The following is a 17,775-nucleotide window of genomic DNA, read 5'->3' on the forward strand; positions in this document are numbered from 1 at the left end:
TGGCGGGCGCTCTGGCCCGCACATGATGACAAGGGGCTTTCGAGGGCCCCGAAAAGGAGAACGGCATGAACCAAGAGGTCATGAATCTCTTCAACCCCCAGGCGCCTGCGCAGGTGTTCGATTCCATCCGGATTTCGCTCGCCAGCCCTGAGAAGATTCTGTCCTGGTCGTTCGGCGAAATCAAAAAGCCGGAGACGATCAACTACCGCACCTTCAAGCCGGAGCGTGACGGGCTGTTCTGCGCCCGCATCTTCGGGCCGATCAAGGACTACGAGTGCCTGTGCGGCAAGTACAAGCGCATGAAGTATAAGGGCGTCATCTGCGAAAAGTGCGGCGTGGAAGTGACGCTGTCGCGCGTTCGCCGCGAACGCATGGGCCATATCGAACTGGCCGCGCCCGTTGCCCACATCTGGTTCCTGAAGTCGCTGCCGAGCCGCATCGGCACGCTGCTCGACATGACGCTCAAGGATATCGAGCGCGTCCTGTATTTCGAGAACTACATCGTCACCGAGCCGGGCCTCACCGCGCTCAAGGAGCACCAGCTCCTTGGCGAGGAAGAGTACCAGTTGGCCGTCGACGAGTATGGCGAAGATTCCTTCACCGCCATGATCGGCGCTGAAGCCATCCACGATCTCCTCGCCTCGATGGATCTCGAAAAGATCGCAGGTGATCTGCGCTCCGAACTCGCCACGACGACGTCGGAACTGAAGCAGAAGAAGTACCTCAAGCGCCTCAAGGTCGTTGAGAACTTCATGGAGTCGGGCAACCGTCCCGAGTGGATGATCATGAAGGTCGTGCCGGTGATCCCGCCGGACCTGCGTCCGCTGGTTCCGCTCGATGGCGGCCGCTTTGCGACGTCCGACCTGAACGATCTCTATCGCCGCGTCATCAACCGCAACAACCGCTTGAAGCGTCTGATCGAGCTCCGCGCGCCGGGGATCATCATCCGCAACGAAAAGCGCATGCTGCAGGAAGCCGTCGACGCACTGTTCGACAACGGCCGCCGTGGCCGCGTCATCACCGGTGCCAACAAGCGCCCGCTGAAGTCGCTGTCCGACATGCTCAAGGGCAAGCAGGGCCGCTTCCGTCAGAACCTGCTCGGCAAGCGCGTCGACTATTCCGGCCGTTCGGTCATCGTGACCGGTCCGGAGCTCAAGCTGCACCAGTGCGGCCTGCCGAAGAAGATGGCGCTCGAGCTGTTCAAGCCGTTCATCTACGCCCGCCTCGACGCCAAGGGTTACTCCTCGACCGTCAAGCAGGCCAAGAAGCTGGTCGAGAAGGAAAAGCCGGAAGTCTGGGATATCCTCGACGAGGTCATCCGCGAGCATCCGGTGCTGCTCAACCGCGCGCCGACGCTGCACCGCCTGGGCATCCAGGCCTTCGAACCCACTCTGATCGAAGGCAAGGCGATCCAGCTGCACCCGCTCGTCTGCACGGCCTTCAACGCCGACTTCGACGGCGACCAGATGGCGGTTCACGTTCCGCTGTCGCTCGAGGCTCAGCTCGAAGCACGCGTGCTGATGATGTCGACCAACAACATCCTGCACCCTGCTTCCGGCGCACCGATCATCGTTCCTTCGCAGGACATGGTTCTCGGTCTCTACTATCTCTCGATCGTCAACCAGAACGAGCCGGGTGAGGGCATGGTGTTTGCCGACATGGGCGAACTCCAACACGCGCTCGAGACCAAGGCCGTCACGCTGCACGCTAAGATCAAGGGTCGTTTCCGCACGGTCGACGCCGAAGGCAACGTCGTGTCGCACATCCATGAAACGACGCCTGGCCGCATGATCATCGGCGAACTGCTGCCGAAGAACGTCAACGTGCCTTACGATACCGCCAACCAGGAGATGACCAAGAAGAACATCTCCAAGATGATCGACACCGTCTACCGCCACTGCGGTCAGAAAGAGACGGTCATCTTCTGCGATCGCATCATGGCTCTCGGCTTCGCACATGCCTGCCGCGCCGGCATTTCGTTCGGCAAGGACGACATGCTGATCCCGGATACCAAGGAGAAGCTGGTTGCTGATACCGAGGCGCTCGCCAAGGAATATGAGCAGCAGTACAATGACGGCCTGATCACGCAGGGCGAGAAGTACAACAAGGTCGTTGACGCCTGGGCCAAGTGCTCGGAAAAGGTCGCCGACGAAATGATGGCCCGCATCAAGGCGGTGGAGTTCGAAGACAACGGCCGTCAGAAGCCGATGAACTCGATCTACATGATGTCGCACTCCGGTGCGCGCGGTTCGCCCACCCAGATGCGCCAGCTCGCCGGTATGCGCGGCCTGATGGCCAAGCCGTCGGGTGAAATCATCGAGACGCCGATCATTTCCAACTTCAAGGAGGGTCTGACGGTTCTCGAGTACTTCAACTCGACCCACGGTGCCCGTAAGGGTCTCGCGGATACCGCTCTGAAGACGGCTAACTCCGGCTACCTGACGCGTCGTCTCGTCGATGTGGCACAGGACTGCATCGTCAATTCGGTTGATTGCGGCACCGACAAGGGCCTCACCATGCAGCCGATCGTCGATGCCGGCCAGGTGGTCGCGTCGCTCGGCCTGCGTATCCTCGGCCGTACGTCGCTCGACGACATCAACCATCCGGTCACTGGCGATCTGCTGGTGAAGGCTGGCACCCTGATGGACGAGCGCGACGTCGAGGTGATCGAAAAGGCTGGCGTCCAGTCGGTTCGCATCCGCTCGGCACTGACTTGCGAAGTCAAGGTCGGCGTCTGCGCGGTCTGCTACGGTCGCGACCTGGCACGCGGTACCCCTGTCAACCAGGGCGAAGCTGTCGGCGTCATCGCCGCTCAGTCGATCGGCGAGCCGGGCACGCAGCTCACCATGCGTACCTTCCACATGGGCGGTACCGCACAGGTGGTCGACAGCTCGTTCCTCGAAGCTTCGTACGAGGGCAAGGTCGAGATCCGCAACCGCAACGTGGTCCGCAATTCCGACGGCAACCTCGTCGTGATGGGCCGCAACATGGCGATCCTGATCCTCGACGAAGCCGGCAAGGAGCGTGCCACGCACCGCGTCACCTATGGTTCGCGTATCTTCGTGGACGACGGCGACAAGGTGAAGCGCGGCCAGCGTATTGCCGAGTGGGATCCCTACACCCGTCCGATCCTCACCGAAATCGAAGGCCGCGTGGCGTTCGAGGATCTGGTCGACGGCATTTCCGTTCAGGAAACGGCCGACGAGTCGACCGGCATCACCAAGCGTGAGGTCATCGACTGGCGTTCGACCCCGCGCGGCAACGATCTGAAGCCCGCGATGGTCGTTCAGGACTCCAAGGGCAAGGTCGGCAAGCTGTCGAAGGGCGGCGATGCCCGCTTCCTGCTCTCGGTCGAGGCCATTCTCTCGGTCGAGCCGGGTGCCCACGTTCGTCCTGGCGACGTGCTGGCGCGTATCCCGATGGAAAGCGCGAAGACCAAGGACATCACCGGCGGTCTGCCGCGTGTTGCCGAGCTCTTCGAAGCCCGCCGTCCGAAGGATCACGCTATCATCGCCGAGATCGACGGTACGGTCCGTTTTGGCCGCGACTACAAGAACAAGCGCCGCATCATCATCGAGCCGCATGACTCGACGCTTGAGCCGGTCGAATACCTGATCCCGAAGGGCAAGCCGTTCCATCTCCAGGACGGCGACGCCATCGAAAAGGGCGACTACATCCTCGACGGCAATCCTGCGCCACACGACATCCTGGCGATCAAGGGCGTGGAAGCGCTTGCTTCCTACCTCGTCAACGAAATCCAGGAAGTCTACCGACTGCAGGGCGTGTCGATCAACGACAAGCACATCGAGGTTATCGTTCGCCAGATGCTGCAGAAGATCGAAATCACCGCTCAGGGTGACTCGGTCTACATTCCGGGCGACCACGTCGACGTCATCGAGTTCGATGAGATCAACGATCGCCTGATCGAGGAAGGCAAGAAGCCTGCCGAAGGTCAGCCGGTTCTGCTCGGCATCACCAAGGCATCGCTGCAGACGCCGTCCTTCATCTCGGCCGCTTCCTTCCAGGAAACGACCAGGGTGCTGACGGAAGCTGCGGTCGCCGGCAAGACCGACATGCTGCAGGGTCTGAAGGAAAACGTCATCGTCGGCCGTCTTATCCCGGCCGGTACGGGCGGCATGATGAGCCAGATCCGGCGCATCGCCACCTCGCGCGACGAGTTGATCCTCGACGAACGTCGTAAGCTGTCGGGCGCCGAAGTCGCCGAGCCGATCCTGACCGACATGGTCAACGCCGCTCAGTAAGGGCGCCGTTCTGCAACAATGGAAAAGGGGGCTTCGGCCCCCTTTTTTCATGGTTTGGAGTCAGTCGGTCCGGCGATGTGCTGTTTGACATCTCTGTCCCACGAAAATAGCCTCTTCTTGGAAGCCATCAGCCCTGAGAGGAGTGCCCGATGACCGACGTCCCCTCCATTGAGAAAGGACAGGCGGTGTCGGTCGAGCCGAGCCTCCATCGTGTCATGGGGCCGTGGCTGCTCCTGCTCTTCATCGTCGGCGATATCTTGGGCACCGGCATCTACGCGCTGACGGGGCAGGTGGCCAAGCAGGTCGGCGGCGTCGTCTGGCTTCCGTTCCTGGTCGCCTTCATCGTCGCCGTCATCACCGCGTTCAGCTATCTTGAACTGGTCACCAAATATCCCAAGGCTGCAGGTGCGGCCCTTTACGCCCACAAGGCTTTCGGAATCCACTTCATCACGTTCATCGTTGCCTTTGCCGTGATGTGCTCGGGCATTACTTCGGCATCGACCGCCTCACGTGCCTTCGCCGCCAACTTGTCGGGCGCCTTCGACCTGGGGTTGACCGGAACCTATGGCATAACGCTCATCGGCTTGGCATTCATGGCGATCGTGGCTGCGGTGAACTTTCGCGGCGTCGGTGAAAGCGTCAAGGCCAACGTGGTGTTGACCTGCGTCGAATTCACCGGCCTGATGATCATCATTGTCATAGGCCTTTGGGCCATTGGTGCGGGCGAGGGCGATGTTTCCCGCATCACCCAGTTCCACTCGGCACCCGACCGCAGCGCGTTCTGGTCGGTGATTGCGGCGACCACGCTTGCCTTCTTCGCCATGGTCGGCTTCGAGGACTCGGTCAACATGGCCGAGGAGTGCAAGGACCCCACGCGCATCTTCCCGAAAGTGTTGTTGACCGGATTGCTGATCACCGGTGTCATCTACGTGCTGGTGTCGATCTCGGCGATCACGCTGGTGCCACCACAGGAACTGGGCGAGGGCGAGACGCCATTGCTCAAGGTCGTCCAGGCTGGCGCGCCGAATTTTCCGGTCTGGATTTTCGGCTTCATCACCATGTTCGCCGTCGCCAACAGCGCACTCATCAACATGCTGATGGCCAGCCGTCTGGTCTATGGCATGAGCCGCGAGCATGTCCTGCCGGCAATTCTTGGCAAGGTCCATGCATCACGACGTACACCCTACATTGCGATCGGGTTCACCACCTTGCTGGCCTTTGCACTGATCACCTTCGTCGGTGAGGTCCCGGCACTGGGAGGTACCACGGCCTTGCTGCTGCTCGGCGTCTTCACCGTAGTCAACATCGCAGTCCTCGTGTTGCGCAAGGACGGCGTCGGTCACGACCACTTCCGCACGCCGACGTTGCTGCCGATCGTCGGCGCCTTGGCTTGCGCCTTCTTCGCGGGCCCATGGACCGGACGCGATCCCGTTCAATACAAGATCGCCGGCATTCTTATAGGCATCGGCGTGGCGCTTTGGTTGGTGACCGTTCTGGTCAATCGCGCCACCGGCCAAAGGCCCGCCGAACCGGAGATGGCCGACATCGGAGGGACGGGGCCGGTCAACTGACCTTGGCGCATCCATCTGGATCCGCCAGAGTCAAAACGGTTCGTTGAAGGTGACGATGGAGACCTCGCCTTCGAGCGCGCCCTGATAGGCGGAGATATGCGGCTCGTCGTCGGGTTCGCCTTGCATCTCGCCGATCTGGTCGAGTTCGGCTTCGGCGTAGCCTTCCTTCGCCAACGCGTCGAGCGCAGAGCGTACGGCCGTATCATCGTCTGGTGCGACGAGCATGATGTGGACGCCTTCGGGCTTGCTTCCCTTCTTGCGCCAGACTCGGCCCGTGATGATCGTCACCGGCCGTTCGTCGTTGTCGTTCATGGTGATTCCCTTGATTCAGATTCGCTAATGGGGGATTCGCGATTTTCGCATGAAGAGTGGGGCCAAGACAGCGCAAACAGAGTCACAAACCGGCGCTCGGTCTATGTTGCAGCGCAATAAAGTTGCTCTGAGCCCTTTACGCCGCCCGAAGCCCCGGTTTCGTTAAGGATTTTACGGGGACGGGGTTGACGGTTCGCGGTCATGCGAGTAGATACCGCGTCGTCTGAGCCGATGTGAGGTTGGTCTTTCCGAAGCGACGAGTTTCGGAGTTCACCTCAAACAGGGTTCGTTTTTACGAGCGAGAAGACATTTCCGGCGTGCATGAAGCGGATTCGCTTCCTCTGCCTTTGTTCGGGCAAGACCGCAAAACGCGGTTTGTGGCCCGAATTCGCGTATGGATTTTGCGCTTGAAGCCGCCCTGAACGGGCTTGAGACACGGAATTGAGAGACAAGAGGGTTTAATGCCTACCGTCAACCAGCTGATCCGCAAGCCGCGCATAGCGCCGGTGAAGCGCAACAAGGTGCCGGCCATGCAGGCCAACCCGCAGAAGCGGGGCGTTTGCACGCGCGTCTACACGACGACGCCGAAGAAGCCGAACTCGGCTCTGCGTAAGGTCGCAAAGATCCGCCTGACCAATGGTTTTGAAGTGATCGGCTACATCCCCGGCGAAGGCCACAACCTTCAGGAGCACTCCGTGGTCATGATCCGCGGCGGCCGCGTGAAGGACCTTCCGGGTGTGCGCTATCACATCATCCGCGGCGTGCTCGACACGCAGGGTGTGAAGAACCGCAAGCAGCGCCGTTCGAAGTACGGTGCGAAGCGTCCGAAGTAATTCGGGTTCTGCAATTTTGGCGCTGCGCGAGGTTCTCCGCGTAATAGAGCGCCGGCCAAAAGTTTGAGAGACAAGAACCATGTCCCGTCGTCACAGTGCAGATAAGCGCGAAATCAACCCGGATCCCAAGTTTGGCGATCTGGTTGTCACCAAGTTCATGAATGCCGTTATGTATGACGGCAAGAAGTCGATCGCCGAAACGATCGTCTATGGTGCGCTCGACCAGGTCCAGGCTAAGACCAAGCAGGAGCCGGTCACGGTCTTCCATCAGGCTCTCGACAATGTCGCGCCTCACGTGGAAGTGCGTTCGCGTCGTGTCGGCGGCGCCACCTACCAGGTTCCGGTCGATGTGCGCCCTGAGCGTCGTCAGGCTCTCGCCATTCGTTGGCTGATCACTGCCGCCCGCAACCGCAACGAGACCACCATGATCGATCGCCTCTCGGGCGAGCTGATGGACGCGGCTAACAACCGCGGCACCGCCGTGAAGAAGCGTGAAGACACCCACAAGATGGCGGAAGCCAACCGCGCCTTCGCGCATTACCGCTGGTAACAGCGCGAACGAACGACTGAGAGGCACCTCCCATGGCCCGCGAATACAAGATCGAAGACTACCGTAACTTTGGTATCATGGCGCATATCGACGCCGGCAAGACCACGACCACTGAGCGCATCCTGTATTACACGGGCAAGTCGCACAAGATCGGCGAAGTCCATGACGGCGCTGCCACCATGGACTGGATGGAGCAGGAGCAGGAACGCGGCATCACGATCACGTCCGCTGCGACCACGACCTTCTGGAAAGGCCGTGACGGCAAGCAGCGCCGTTTCAACATCATCGACACCCCCGGCCACGTCGACTTCACCATTGAAGTCGAGCGTTCGCTGCGCGTCCTCGACGGCGCCATTGCGCTGCTCGACGCCAACGCAGGTGTTGAGCCGCAGACCGAGACCGTGTGGCGCCAGGCGGACAAGTACCACGTCCCGCGCATGATCTTCTGCAACAAGATGGACAAGATCGGCGCCGACTTCTATCGCTCCTATGAGATGATCAAGTCCCGTCTCGGCGCGACGGCCGTCGCCGTCCAGCTGCCGATCGGCGCTGAATCGGAATTCAAGGGCGTTGTCGATCTGATCGAGATGAATGCGCTCGTCTGGCGCGACGAGAGCCTGGGTGCGGCCTGGGACGTCGTCGAGATCCCTGACGACCTCAAGGACAAGGCCGCCGAATTCCGCGACAAGATGATCGAGGCTGCCGTCGAGATGGACGAGACGGCTCTCGAGAACTACCTCGAAGGCAAGATGCCGACGAACGACGAACTGCGCGCGCTGATCCGCAAGGGCACCATTGCCGTCAAGTTCTTCCCGATGTTCTGTGGCTCGGCCTTCAAGAACAAGGGCGTTCAGCCGCTTCTCGACGGTGTCGTCGAGTTCCTGCCGTCGCCGCTCGACGTTCCGGCCATCAAGGGCATCGATGCCAAGACCGAAGCCGAGATCGAGCGTCACGCTGACGACAACGAGCCGCTTTCGATGCTGGCCTTCAAGATCATGAACGATCCGTTCGTCGGCTCGCTCACGTTCTGCCGCATCTACTCGGGCAAGGTGGTCAAGGGCGCTTCGCTCGAAAACACCGTCAAGGGCAAGAAGGAGCGTCTCGGCCGTATGCTGCAGATGCACTCGAATTCGCGCTCTGACATCGAAGAGGCATATGCTGGTGACATCGTCGCTCTGGCAGGCCTCAAGGAAACGACCACCGGCGACACGCTCTGCGATCCGCTGCACCCGGTCATCCTGGAGCGCATGGAATTCCCCGAGCCGGTCATTCAGATCGCGATCGAGCCGAAGACCAAGGGCGACCAGGAAAAGATGGGCCTCGCGCTCAACCGTCTGGCTGCCGAGGATCCTTCCTTCCGCGTCAAGTCGGACGAAGAGTCGGGTCAGACCATCATCGCCGGCATGGGCGAACTGCATCTCGACATCATCGTCGACCGCATGCGTCGCGAGTTCAAGGTCGAGGCGAACGTCGGTGCTCCGCAGGTTGCGTATCGTGAGACGATCACCCGCACCCACGAGCAGGACTACACCCACAAGAAGCAGTCGGGTGGTACGGGCCAGTTCGCTCGCGTCAAGATCGTGTTCGAGCCGAACCCCGAGGGCGAAGATTTCGTTTTCGAATCGAAGATCGTCGGCGGTGCGGTTCCGAAGGAATACATCCCGGGTGTCGACAAGGGCCTCCGCAGCGTTCTGTCGTCGGGTCCGTTCGCAGGCTTCCCGATGATCGGCGTCAAGGCGACGCTCATCGACGGTGCCTACCACGACGTCGACTCCTCGGTGCTGGCTTTCGAAATCGCCGGTCGCGCCTGCCTTCGCGAAGCTGCTCCGAAGCTGGGCGTCCAGCTGCTCGAGCCGATCATGAAGGTCGAGGTCGTGACGCCGGAAGATTATGTCGGCAACGTCATTGGCGACTTGAACAGCCGTCGTGGCCAGATCCAGGGCCAGGAAAGCCGCGGTATTGCCGTCGTCGTCAACGCGATGGTTCCGCTGGCGAACATGTTCAAGTACGTGGACAGCTTGCGTTCGATGTCGCAGGGCCGCGCCCAGTACACGATGCAGTTCGACCACTACGAGCCGGTTCCGACCGCGGTCGCTCAGGAAGTTCAAAAGAAATACGCGTAATTCCAACGGATTGCAGCGTTTTATTAATTCAACGCCCTTATGGGCTAGCAAGAATGGAGACCTCACATGGCAAAAGGTAAATTCGAGCGTAATAAGCCTCATGTGAACATTGGCACGATTGGTCACGTCGACCATGGCAAGACGTCGCTGACGGCGGCGATCACCAAGTATTTCGGCGAGTTCAAGGCCTACGACCAGATCGACGCAGCGCCTGAAGAAAAGGCCCGCGGCATCACCATTTCGACCGCGCACGTCGAATACGAGACGCCGAACCGTCACTACGCCCACGTCGACTGCCCCGGCCACGCCGACTATGTGAAGAACATGATCACCGGTGCCGCCCAGATGGACGGCGCGATCCTGGTCGTGTCGGCTGCCGACGGCCCGATGCCGCAGACCCGCGAGCACATCCTGCTTGCCCGTCAGGTTGGCGTTCCGGCACTGGTGGTGTTCCTCAACAAGGTCGACCTGGTCGACGACGCCGAGCTGCTCGAGCTGGTCGAGCTCGAGGTTCGCGAATTGCTGTCGAAGTACGAATATCCGGGCGACGACATTCCGATGATCAAGGGTTCGGCCGTTGCTGCGCTCAATGATTCGGACAAGAAGATCGGCGAAGACGCCATCCGCGCGCTGATGGAAGCGGTTGACGCCTACATCCCGACGCCGGAGCGTCCGATCGACCGTCCGTTCCTGATGCCGATCGAAGACGTGTTCTCGATCTCGGGCCGTGGCACGGTTGTCACCGGCCGCGTCGAGCGCGGCATCGTCAAGGTTGGCGAAGAAGTCGAGATCGTCGGCATCAAGGCAACCTCGAAGACGACGGTCACCGGCGTTGAAATGTTCCGCAAGCTGCTCGATCAGGGCCAGGCTGGCGACAACATCGGCGCGCTGATCCGCGGCGTTGGCCGTGAGGACGTCGAGCGTGGCCAGGTTCTGTGCAAGCCGGGTTCGGTCAAGCCGCACAAGAAGTTCGTGGCTGAAGCCTACATCCTGACCAAGGAAGAAGGTGGCCGTCACACGCCGTTCTTCACCAACTACCGCCCGCAGTTCTACTTCCGCACGACCGACGTGACGGGCATCGTGTCGCTGCCGGAAGGCACCGAGATGGTCATGCCCGGCGACAACATCACCGTCGATGTCGAGCTGATCGTGCCGATCGCGATGGAAGAGAAGCTGCGCTTCGCTATCCGTGAAGGTGGCCGCACCGTCGGCGCCGGCATCGTCGCTTCGATCAAAGAATAATCCGAATTAACGATCTGTCGCGGGCGGGAATACGCCCGCGCCGCGCCAGAACAAGGAAGTGACCATGAACGGACAGAATATCCGCATCCGCCTCAAGGCGTTTGACCACCGGGTTCTCGACGCTTCGACGCGTGAGATCGTGTCGACCGCGAAGCGCACCGGCGCCAATGTTCGCGGCCCGATCCCGCTGCCAACGCGGATCGAGAAGTTCACGGTGAACCGCTCGCCGCACGTCGACAAGAAGAGCCGCGAGCAGTTCGAAATGCGTACGCACAAGCGTTTGCTGGACATCGTCGATCCGACCCCGCAGACCGTCGATGCTCTGATGAAGCTCGACCTCGCAGCAGGTGTCGACGTCGAAATCAAGCTCTAAGAGCTAACATGAGCCGCGCGAGCAGATCCAAACGGCTCCTCTGAAGGAAAACGAACCGATGCGTTCAGGTGTAATTGCACAGAAGGTGGGAATGACCCGCGTCTATAATGACGCTGGCGAACACGTCCCCGTCACCGTTCTCCGCATGGAGAACTGCCAGGTCGTGGCACAGCTCACGAAAGAGAAGAATGGCTACACTGCCGTTCAGCTCGGCGTTGGCTTGGCCAAGGTTAAGAATACGTCGAAGGCGCTGCGCGGTCATTTCGCTGCCGCCTCCGTCGAGCCGAAGTCTAAGGTCGCTGAATTCCGCGTCTCCGCCGACAACATGCTCGATGTCGGCTCCGAGATCACTGTCGAGCACTTCGTCCCCGGCCAGAAGGTCGACGTGACTGGCACGACGATCGGTAAGGGGTTCCAGGGTGTCATCAAGCGGCACAACTTCGGTGGCGGTCGCGCCACCCACGGTAACTCGGTTTCGCATCGTACCCACGGTTCGACTGGCCAGCGCCAGGATCCGGGCAAGGTGTTCAAAGGCAAGAAGATGGCCGGACACATGGGCGACGTTCGCGTCACGACCCAGAATGTCGAGGTTGTTTCGACCGACACCGATCGCGGTCTCATCCTGATCCGCGGCGCGGTTCCGGGTTCGAAGGGCGCTTGGATCCTGGTCCGCGACGCTGCCAAGATTGCGCTTCCGGCCAACGCTCCGAAGCCTGCTGGTATCCGCGCCGCTACGAAGAACGAGGCTCCGGCCACAGAGGGAGCGGAATAATGGATCTCAAGATCACCACGCTTGCAGGCAAAGAAGCCGGCAAGGTTGAGCTCTCGGAAGAGATCTTCGGCCTGGACCCGCGCGAAGACGTTCTCCAGCGCGTCGTGCGCTGGCAGCTCGCCAAGAAGCAGCAGGGCACGCACAAGGCCAAGGGTCGCGCTGAAATCGCACGCACCGGCGCCAAGATGTACAAGCAGAAGGGTACGGGCCGTGCTCGTCACCATTCGGCACGCGCTCCGCAGTTCCGCGGCGGCGGCAAGGCCCATGGCCCGGTCGTTCGCAGCCACGAGCACGATCTTCCCAAGAAGGTCCGCGCTCTTGGCCTGAAGCACGCCCTGTCGGCCAAGGCCAAGGCTTCGAACCTGATCATCGTCGACGAGCTGACCCTCGCCGAAGGCAAGACCAAGGCACTGCTCGCGAATTTCGCGACGCTGGGCCTGACCAACGCCCTGGTGATCGGCGGTGCTGAGCTTGACGTCAACTTCAAGCGCGCAGCGACCAACATCCCGAACATCGATGTCCTGCCGATCCAGGGCATCAACGTTTACGACATTCTGCGCCGCGGCACGCTGGTCCTATCCAAGGCCGCCGTCGAGGCTCTCGAGGAGCGCTTCAAATGACGGATCTCCGCCACTACGACGTGATCGTCTCGCCGGCGATCACCGAAAAGTCGACCATGGCTTCTGAAAACAACCAGGTCGTCTTCAACGTCGCCAAGAAGGCGAGCAAGCCCGAGATCAAGGCTGCCGTCGAAGCGCTGTTTGGCGTGAAGGTGACTGCTGTGAACACCCTGGTCCGCAAGGGCAAGGTGAAGCGCTTCCGCGGCACGATCGGCCGCCAGGGCGACGTCAAGAAGGCGGTTGTGACGCTGGCCGACGGCCAGTCGATCGACGTCGCGACGGGCCTCTGAGCTAGACCGCGAGGACAGGACAATGGCACTTAAGAAATTCAAGCCAGTAACGCCGAGCACCCGTCAGCTGGTCATCGTCGACCGCTCGGGTCTCCACAAGGGCAAGCCCGTCAAGGGCCTGACCGAAGGCCTGACCAAGTCGGGCGGCCGTAACAACTACGGTCGCATCACGGCTCGCTTCATCGGCGGCGGTCACAAGCGTTCGTACCGCATCATCGACTTCAAGCGTCGTAAGTTCGACGTTGTCGGCACGGTCGAGCGTCTCGAGTACGACCCGAACCGCACCGCCTTCATCGCTCTGATCAAGTACGACGATGGCGAGCTGAGCTACATCATTGCTCCGCAGCGTCTGCAGGCTGGCGACAAGATCATCGCTGGTGAGCAGGTCGACGTGAAGCCGGGCAACGCGATGCCGCTCGGATCGATGCCGGTCGGCACGATCGTGCACAACATCGAGCTGAAGCCAGGCAAGGGCGGCCAGGTTGCCCGTTCGGCTGGTGCTTACGCACAGCTCGTCGGTCGCGACCAGGGCATGGCGATCCTTCGCCTCAACTCGGGTGAACAGCGCGTCGTCAGCGGTCTCTGCATCGCCACCGTCGGTGCCGTGTCCAATCCGGACCACGGCAACATTAACGACGGTAAGGCAGGCCGCACGGTCTGGCGTGGTAAGCGTCCGCACAATCGCGGCGTGACCATGAACCCGGTCGACCATCCGCACGGCGGTGGTGAAGGCCGCACCTCGGGTGGACGCCATCCGGTGTCGCCGTGGGGCAAGCCCACCAAGGGCAAGAAGACGCGGTCCAACAAGGCGACCGACAAGTTCATCCTGCGCTCGCGCCATCAGCGCAAGAGCTAAGAAGAGGTAACGCCAGTGACTCGTTCAGTCTGGAAAGGCCCGTTCATTGACGGCTATCTGCTCAAGAAGGCAGAGAAGGTTCGTGAAGGCGGTCGCAATGAGGTGATCAAGATGTGGAGCCGTCGCTCCACAGTCCTGCCGCAGTTCGTCGGCCTCACCTTCGGTGTCTACAACGGCCAGAAGCACGTCCCGGTCTCGGTGAACGAGGACATGGTCGGCCACAAGTTCGGTGAGTTCGCTCCCACCAGGACCTACTACGGTCACGGCGCGGACAAGAAGGCAAAGAGGAAGTAACATGGGCAAGGCCAAAGCTCCGCGCAGGCTTGCTGACAACGAGGCACGTGCGGTCCTCCGCACGATCCGGGTCAGCCCGCAGAAGCTCAACCTCGTTGCCGCGCTTATCCGCGGCAAGAAGGTAGCGACCGCGCTTTCGGATCTGGAATTTTCGCGCAAGCGCATCGCCGGTACGGTTAAAAAGACCCTCGAATCGGCTATTGCCAACGCGGAAAACAATCACGACCTCGATGTCGATGCGCTGGTGGTGGCGGAAGCCTTTGTCGGCAAGTCGATCGTCATGAAGCGTTTCCACGCTCGTGGCCGCGGTCGCGCCAGCCGCATTGAGAAGCCGTTTTCGCACCTCACGATCGTTGTTCGTGAAGTCGAAGAGAAAGGGGAGGCCGCATAATGGGCCAGAAAATCAATCCTATTGGTCTCCGCCTCGGCATCAACCGCACCTGGGACTCGCGCTGGTATGCAAACACCGGCGAATACGGCCAGCTGCTCCACGAAGACATCAAGATCCGCAAGTATCTTGAGTCCGAGCTGAAGCAGGCCGCGATCTCCAAGGTGGTGATCGAGCGTCCGCACAAGAAGTGCCGCGTGACCATTCACGCTGCGCGTCCGGGCCTGATCATCGGCAAGAAGGGCGCCGACATCGAAAAGCTTCGCAAGAAGCTGATGGAGATGACGAAGTCCGAGACGCACCTCAACATCGTCGAGGTTCGCAAGCCCGAGACGGACGCCACGCTGGTCGCCCAGTCGATCGCGCAGCAGCTCGAGCGCCGCATTGCCTTCCGTCGCGCCATGAAGCGTGCGGTGCAGTCGGCCATGCGTCTTGGTGCAGAGGGCATCCGTATCAACTGCTCGGGCCGCCTCGGCGGTGCTGAAATCGCCCGTATGGAGTGGTATCGCGAAGGTCGCGTTCCGCTGCACACCCTGCGCGCCGATGTCGATTATGGCACGGCTGAAGCCCAGACTGCCTACGGCATCTGCGGCGTCAAGGTCTGGGTGTTCAAGGGCGAGATCCTCGAGCACGATCCGATGGCTTCCGAGCGTCGCGCAACCGAAGGCGATCATTCGCATGCTGGCGAGCGCCCCGAGCGCCGCCGTCGCGAAAACGCCTGACACGCATAGGAATTTGGAGTTAGAACGATGCTGCAGCCAAAGCGCACAAAGTTCCGTAAGCAGTTCAAGGGCCGCATCCACGGTACCGCGAAGGGTGGCACCAACCTGGATTTCGGCGGCTTCGGACTGAAGGCGCTTGAGCCAAACCGCGTCACCGCGCGTGAGATCGAGGCGGCTCGCCGCGCGATAACCCGCGAAATGAAACGTCAGGGCCGCGTCTGGATCCGTATTTTCCCAGATGTGCCGGTCACGTCGAAGCCGACCGAAGTCCGCATGGGTAAGGGCAAGGGCGCCGTCGACTACTGGGCATGCCGCATCAAGCCAGGCCGCGTGATGTTCGAGATCGATGGTGTCTCCGAGGAAGTTGCGCGTGAAGCGCTGCGTCTCGGCGCTGCCAAGCTCTCGGTCAGGACGCGCTTCGTTCAGCGCATCGCAGAATAAGGAAGGGCTGATCATCATGAAAGCCTCGGACATCAGGACGAAGACCCAGGACCAGCTCACCGACGAGCTCGCCAGCCTCAAGAAGGAGCAGTTCAACCTGCGCTTCCAGAAGGCGACCGGTCAGCTGGAAAAGACGGCGCGCGTGAAACAAGTTCGTAAGGACATCGCGCGTATCAAGACCATCGCCGCCGAAAAATCGGCCGGCAAGAAGGCTTAAGGACGAAAACCATGCCAAAGCGCATCCTGCAGGGTACGGTCGTCAGCGACAAGAACGAGAAGACGGTCGTCGTCAAGGTCGAGCGTCGCTTCACGCACCCGGTGATGAAGAAGACCGTGCGTATGTCGAAAAACTACAAGGCGCACGACGAAAACAACGCCCACAAGGTAGGCGATCAGGTGTCTATCCAGGAATCGAAGCCGATTTCCAAGGACAAGCGCTGGGTCGTCATTTCCTCGGACCAGGCGTAACAACGAATTTTGGACAAGCCGGGGAGGGCGGTAGCCCATCCCGTTAGAAAAGAAGAAGGCGGCCAGTCATGATTCAGATGCAAACAAACCTCGACGTCGCGGATAATTCCGGCGCCCGTCGTGTCATGTGCATCAAGGTGCTGGGCGGCTCGAAGCGGAAGTATGCTTCTGTTGGCGACATCATCGTGGTGTCGATCAAGGAAGCCATTCCGCGCGGCCGCGTAAAGAAGGGTGACGTGATGAAGGCGGTCGTGGTTCGCACGGCCAAGGACATTCGTCGTCCGGACGGCAGCGTGATCCGTTTCGACAAGAACGCGGCCGTTCTTGTCGATAACAAGAAAGAACCTATCGGCACGCGTATCTTTGGGCCGGTTCCGCGCGAACTCCGCGCCAAGAACCACATGAAGATCATCTCGCTCGCGCCCGAAGTGCTGTAAGGAGCCGGAACAATGCAGAAGATCCGTAAAGGCGACAAGGTTGTCGTTCTGGCCGGCAAGGACAAGGGCCGCACCGGCGAGGTGCTGTCTGTTCAGCCGAAGGAAGACAAGGCAGTTGTCCGCGGCGTGAACATGATCCGCCGCCACCAGAAGCAGTCCCAGACCCAAGAGGGTGGGATCATTACCAAGGAAGCGGCGATTCATCTGTCGAACCTCGCGCTTGCCGACCCCAAGGACGGAAAGCCGACCCGCGTCGGCTTCCAGGTCCAGAAGGACGGCACGAAGGTCCGTGTCGCGAAGCGCTCGGGAGAAGTCATCAATGGCTAACGCAACCAACGCTCCGCGTCTGAAGACGGTCTACAACGAGACCATTCGCGCGGCGATGCAGGAACAGTTCAAGTACGACAACGTCATGCAGATTCCGCGCATCGACAAGATCGTGCTCAACATGGGTGTCGGCGAAGCGACCGCGGATTCGAAGAAGCCGTCGGTCGCAGCCGAGGACCTGGCTTTGATCGCCGGCCAGAAGCCGGTCATCACTCGCGCCCGCAAGTCGATCGCTGGCTTCAAGGTTCGTGAGCAGATGCCGATCGGTGCCAAGGTCACGCTTCGCCAGGAGCGCATGTACGAGTTTTTGGACCGTCTCGTGAACATCGCACTGCCGCGCGTTCGCGATTTTCGCGGCCTGAACCCGAAAAGCTTTGACGGCCGCGGTAATTACGCTATGGGCCTCAAGGAGCATATCGTGTTCCCCGAGATCAACTACGACAAGGTTGATCAGATGTGGGGTATGGACATCATCGTTTGCACGACCGCCAAGACGGATGAAGAGGCCCGAGCTCTGCTCAAGGCTTTCAACTTCCCCTTCCGGCAGTAACGGCAGCGAGCAAAGGAAAAATCTGAAATGGCAAAGACCAGCTCAGTCGAGAAGAACAACCGGCGCCGCAAGCTTGTGGACCAGTACGCTGCAAAGCGTAAGGCCCTCAAGGACGTCATCATGGATCAGTCCAAGCCGATCGAGGAACGCTTCCGCGCGCAGCTCAAGCTCGCAGCGCTGCCGCGCAACTCGGCCAAGATCCGTATCCGTAACCGCTGCGAAGTGACCGGCCGTCCGCGTGCCTACTATCGCAAGCTTAAGATGTCGCGTATCGCGCTTCGTGATCTGGGTTCGACGGGAGCAATCCCCGGCCTGGTCAAGTCGAGCTGGTAAGGAGCATTTGA

The 17,775-nt window shown here is 60.7% G+C and carries 22 protein-coding genes; 21 read left to right on the forward strand and 1 reads right to left on the reverse strand.

All coding sequences use genetic code 11. The features are described from left to right. Positions 1-65: 65 nt before the first annotated feature. Together rpoC and C8K44_RS17535 are read left to right on the forward strand one after the other, a co-directional pair. Positions 66-4,262: a DNA-directed RNA polymerase subunit beta' gene (gene rpoC / locus C8K44_RS17530; RefSeq protein WP_109577093.1), complete on the forward strand. Its 4,197-nt coding sequence runs from the start codon at positions 66-68 to the stop codon at positions 4,260-4,262. Between the two features lie 149 nt (positions 4,263-4,411). After that, positions 4,412-5,833: an APC family permease gene (locus C8K44_RS17535; RefSeq protein ID WP_109577094.1), complete on the forward strand. Its 1,422-nt coding sequence runs from the start codon at positions 4,412-4,414 to the stop codon at positions 5,831-5,833. Between the two features lie 30 nt (positions 5,834-5,863). Here the strand turns inward: C8K44_RS17535 and C8K44_RS17540 are convergent, their stop codons facing one another. Next, positions 5,864-6,145: a transcriptional regulator gene (locus tag C8K44_RS17540; protein WP_109577095.1), complete on the reverse strand. Its 282-nt coding sequence runs from the start codon at positions 6,143-6,145 to the stop codon at positions 5,864-5,866. Positions 6,146-6,606: 461 nt separating this feature from the next. Here C8K44_RS17540 and rpsL point away from each other — a divergent pair, with 461 nt between their 5' ends. From rpsL to rpsN, 19 genes are all read left to right on the forward strand, one after another. Next, on the forward strand, positions 6,607-6,978 hold the full coding sequence (rpsL, locus tag C8K44_RS17545) for a 30S ribosomal protein S12 (protein WP_008837709.1): 372 nt from the start codon (positions 6,607-6,609) through the stop codon (positions 6,976-6,978). A 79-nt stretch (positions 6,979-7,057) separates the two neighbouring features. Continuing rightward, positions 7,058-7,528 carry a 30S ribosomal protein S7 gene (gene rpsG / locus C8K44_RS17550; protein ID WP_109577096.1) on the forward strand — a complete coding sequence of 157 codons (471 nt, stop codon included), beginning with the start codon at positions 7,058-7,060 and terminating at the stop codon, positions 7,526-7,528. A 32-nt stretch (positions 7,529-7,560) separates the two neighbouring features. Continuing rightward, the gene (gene fusA / locus C8K44_RS17555) at positions 7,561-9,651 is read left to right on the forward strand and encodes an elongation factor G (protein WP_109577097.1); all 2,091 of its coding nucleotides are present in this window, start codon (positions 7,561-7,563) and stop codon (positions 9,649-9,651) included. A 66-nt stretch (positions 9,652-9,717) separates the two neighbouring features. Next, the gene (gene tuf, locus C8K44_RS17560; RefSeq protein ID WP_109577087.1) at positions 9,718-10,893 is read left to right on the forward strand and encodes an elongation factor Tu; all 1,176 of its coding nucleotides are present in this window, start codon (positions 9,718-9,720) and stop codon (positions 10,891-10,893) included. Between the two features lie 64 nt (positions 10,894-10,957). Then, entirely contained in the window at positions 10,958-11,266 is a 309-nt protein-coding gene (rpsJ, locus tag C8K44_RS17565) for a 30S ribosomal protein S10 (protein WP_006205468.1), read from the forward strand. A 58-nt stretch (positions 11,267-11,324) separates the two neighbouring features. Continuing rightward, the gene (gene rplC / locus C8K44_RS17570; protein WP_109577098.1) at positions 11,325-12,038 is read left to right on the forward strand and encodes a 50S ribosomal protein L3; all 714 of its coding nucleotides are present in this window, start codon (positions 11,325-11,327) and stop codon (positions 12,036-12,038) included. Next, entirely contained in the window at positions 12,038-12,658 is a 621-nt protein-coding gene (gene rplD / locus C8K44_RS17575) for a 50S ribosomal protein L4 (RefSeq protein ID WP_109577099.1), read from the forward strand. Before rplC ends, rplD begins: the two co-directional genes overlap by 1 nt. Beyond that, positions 12,655-12,948, forward strand: a complete 294-nt coding sequence (locus C8K44_RS17580) for a 50S ribosomal protein L23 (protein WP_109577100.1) — start codon at positions 12,655-12,657, stop codon at positions 12,946-12,948. The genes rplD and C8K44_RS17580 overlap by 4 nt, the downstream gene beginning before the upstream one ends. A gap of 22 nt (positions 12,949-12,970) precedes the next feature. After that, on the forward strand, positions 12,971-13,804 hold the full coding sequence (rplB, locus tag C8K44_RS17585) for a 50S ribosomal protein L2 (RefSeq protein WP_109577101.1): 834 nt from the start codon (positions 12,971-12,973) through the stop codon (positions 13,802-13,804). 15 nt (positions 13,805-13,819) lie between these two features. Next, a complete protein-coding gene (gene rpsS, locus C8K44_RS17590; protein WP_055976414.1) occupies positions 13,820-14,098 on the forward strand; it encodes a 30S ribosomal protein S19 in 279 nt (92 codons plus the stop codon). Position 14,099: 1 nt separating this feature from the next. Further along, positions 14,100-14,489, forward strand: coding sequence for a 50S ribosomal protein L22 (rplV, locus tag C8K44_RS17595; RefSeq protein ID WP_055976417.1), 390 nt, complete (start codon positions 14,100-14,102; stop codon positions 14,487-14,489). Beyond that, positions 14,489-15,208: a 30S ribosomal protein S3 gene (gene rpsC / locus C8K44_RS17600; RefSeq protein WP_108608186.1), complete on the forward strand. Its 720-nt coding sequence runs from the start codon at positions 14,489-14,491 to the stop codon at positions 15,206-15,208. Before rplV ends, rpsC begins: the two co-directional genes overlap by 1 nt. 27 nt (positions 15,209-15,235) lie before the next feature. Further along, positions 15,236-15,649, forward strand: coding sequence for a 50S ribosomal protein L16 (rplP, locus tag C8K44_RS17605; protein WP_055976423.1), 414 nt, complete (start codon positions 15,236-15,238; stop codon positions 15,647-15,649). Between the two features lie 16 nt (positions 15,650-15,665). Next, positions 15,666-15,866 carry a 50S ribosomal protein L29 gene (gene rpmC, locus C8K44_RS17610; RefSeq protein ID WP_018427849.1) on the forward strand — a complete coding sequence of 67 codons (201 nt, stop codon included), beginning with the start codon at positions 15,666-15,668 and terminating at the stop codon, positions 15,864-15,866. Positions 15,867-15,877: 11 nt separating this feature from the next. Then, positions 15,878-16,117: a 30S ribosomal protein S17 gene (gene rpsQ, locus C8K44_RS17615; RefSeq protein ID WP_109577102.1), complete on the forward strand. Its 240-nt coding sequence runs from the start codon at positions 15,878-15,880 to the stop codon at positions 16,115-16,117. 68 nt (positions 16,118-16,185) lie between these two features. Then, positions 16,186-16,554, forward strand: a complete 369-nt coding sequence (gene rplN / locus C8K44_RS17620) for a 50S ribosomal protein L14 (RefSeq protein ID WP_006205457.1) — start codon at positions 16,186-16,188, stop codon at positions 16,552-16,554. Positions 16,555-16,566: 12 nt separating this feature from the next. Next, positions 16,567-16,881: a 50S ribosomal protein L24 gene (rplX, locus tag C8K44_RS17625; protein ID WP_109577103.1), complete on the forward strand. Its 315-nt coding sequence runs from the start codon at positions 16,567-16,569 to the stop codon at positions 16,879-16,881. Next, positions 16,874-17,431: a 50S ribosomal protein L5 gene (gene rplE / locus C8K44_RS17630; protein ID WP_109577104.1), complete on the forward strand. Its 558-nt coding sequence runs from the start codon at positions 16,874-16,876 to the stop codon at positions 17,429-17,431. Before rplX ends, rplE begins: the two co-directional genes overlap by 8 nt. 27 nt (positions 17,432-17,458) lie before the next feature. Continuing rightward, positions 17,459-17,764 (forward strand): 30S ribosomal protein S14, encoded by a 306-nt coding sequence (gene rpsN / locus C8K44_RS17635; RefSeq protein WP_055976436.1) that lies wholly within the window; start codon positions 17,459-17,461, stop codon positions 17,762-17,764. Positions 17,765-17,775 lie beyond the last annotated feature (11 nt).

Source organism: Aminobacter sp. AP02 (assembly GCF_003148805.1).
In the GTDB taxonomy this organism is placed as follows: domain Bacteria; phylum Pseudomonadota; class Alphaproteobacteria; order Rhizobiales; family Rhizobiaceae; genus Aminobacter.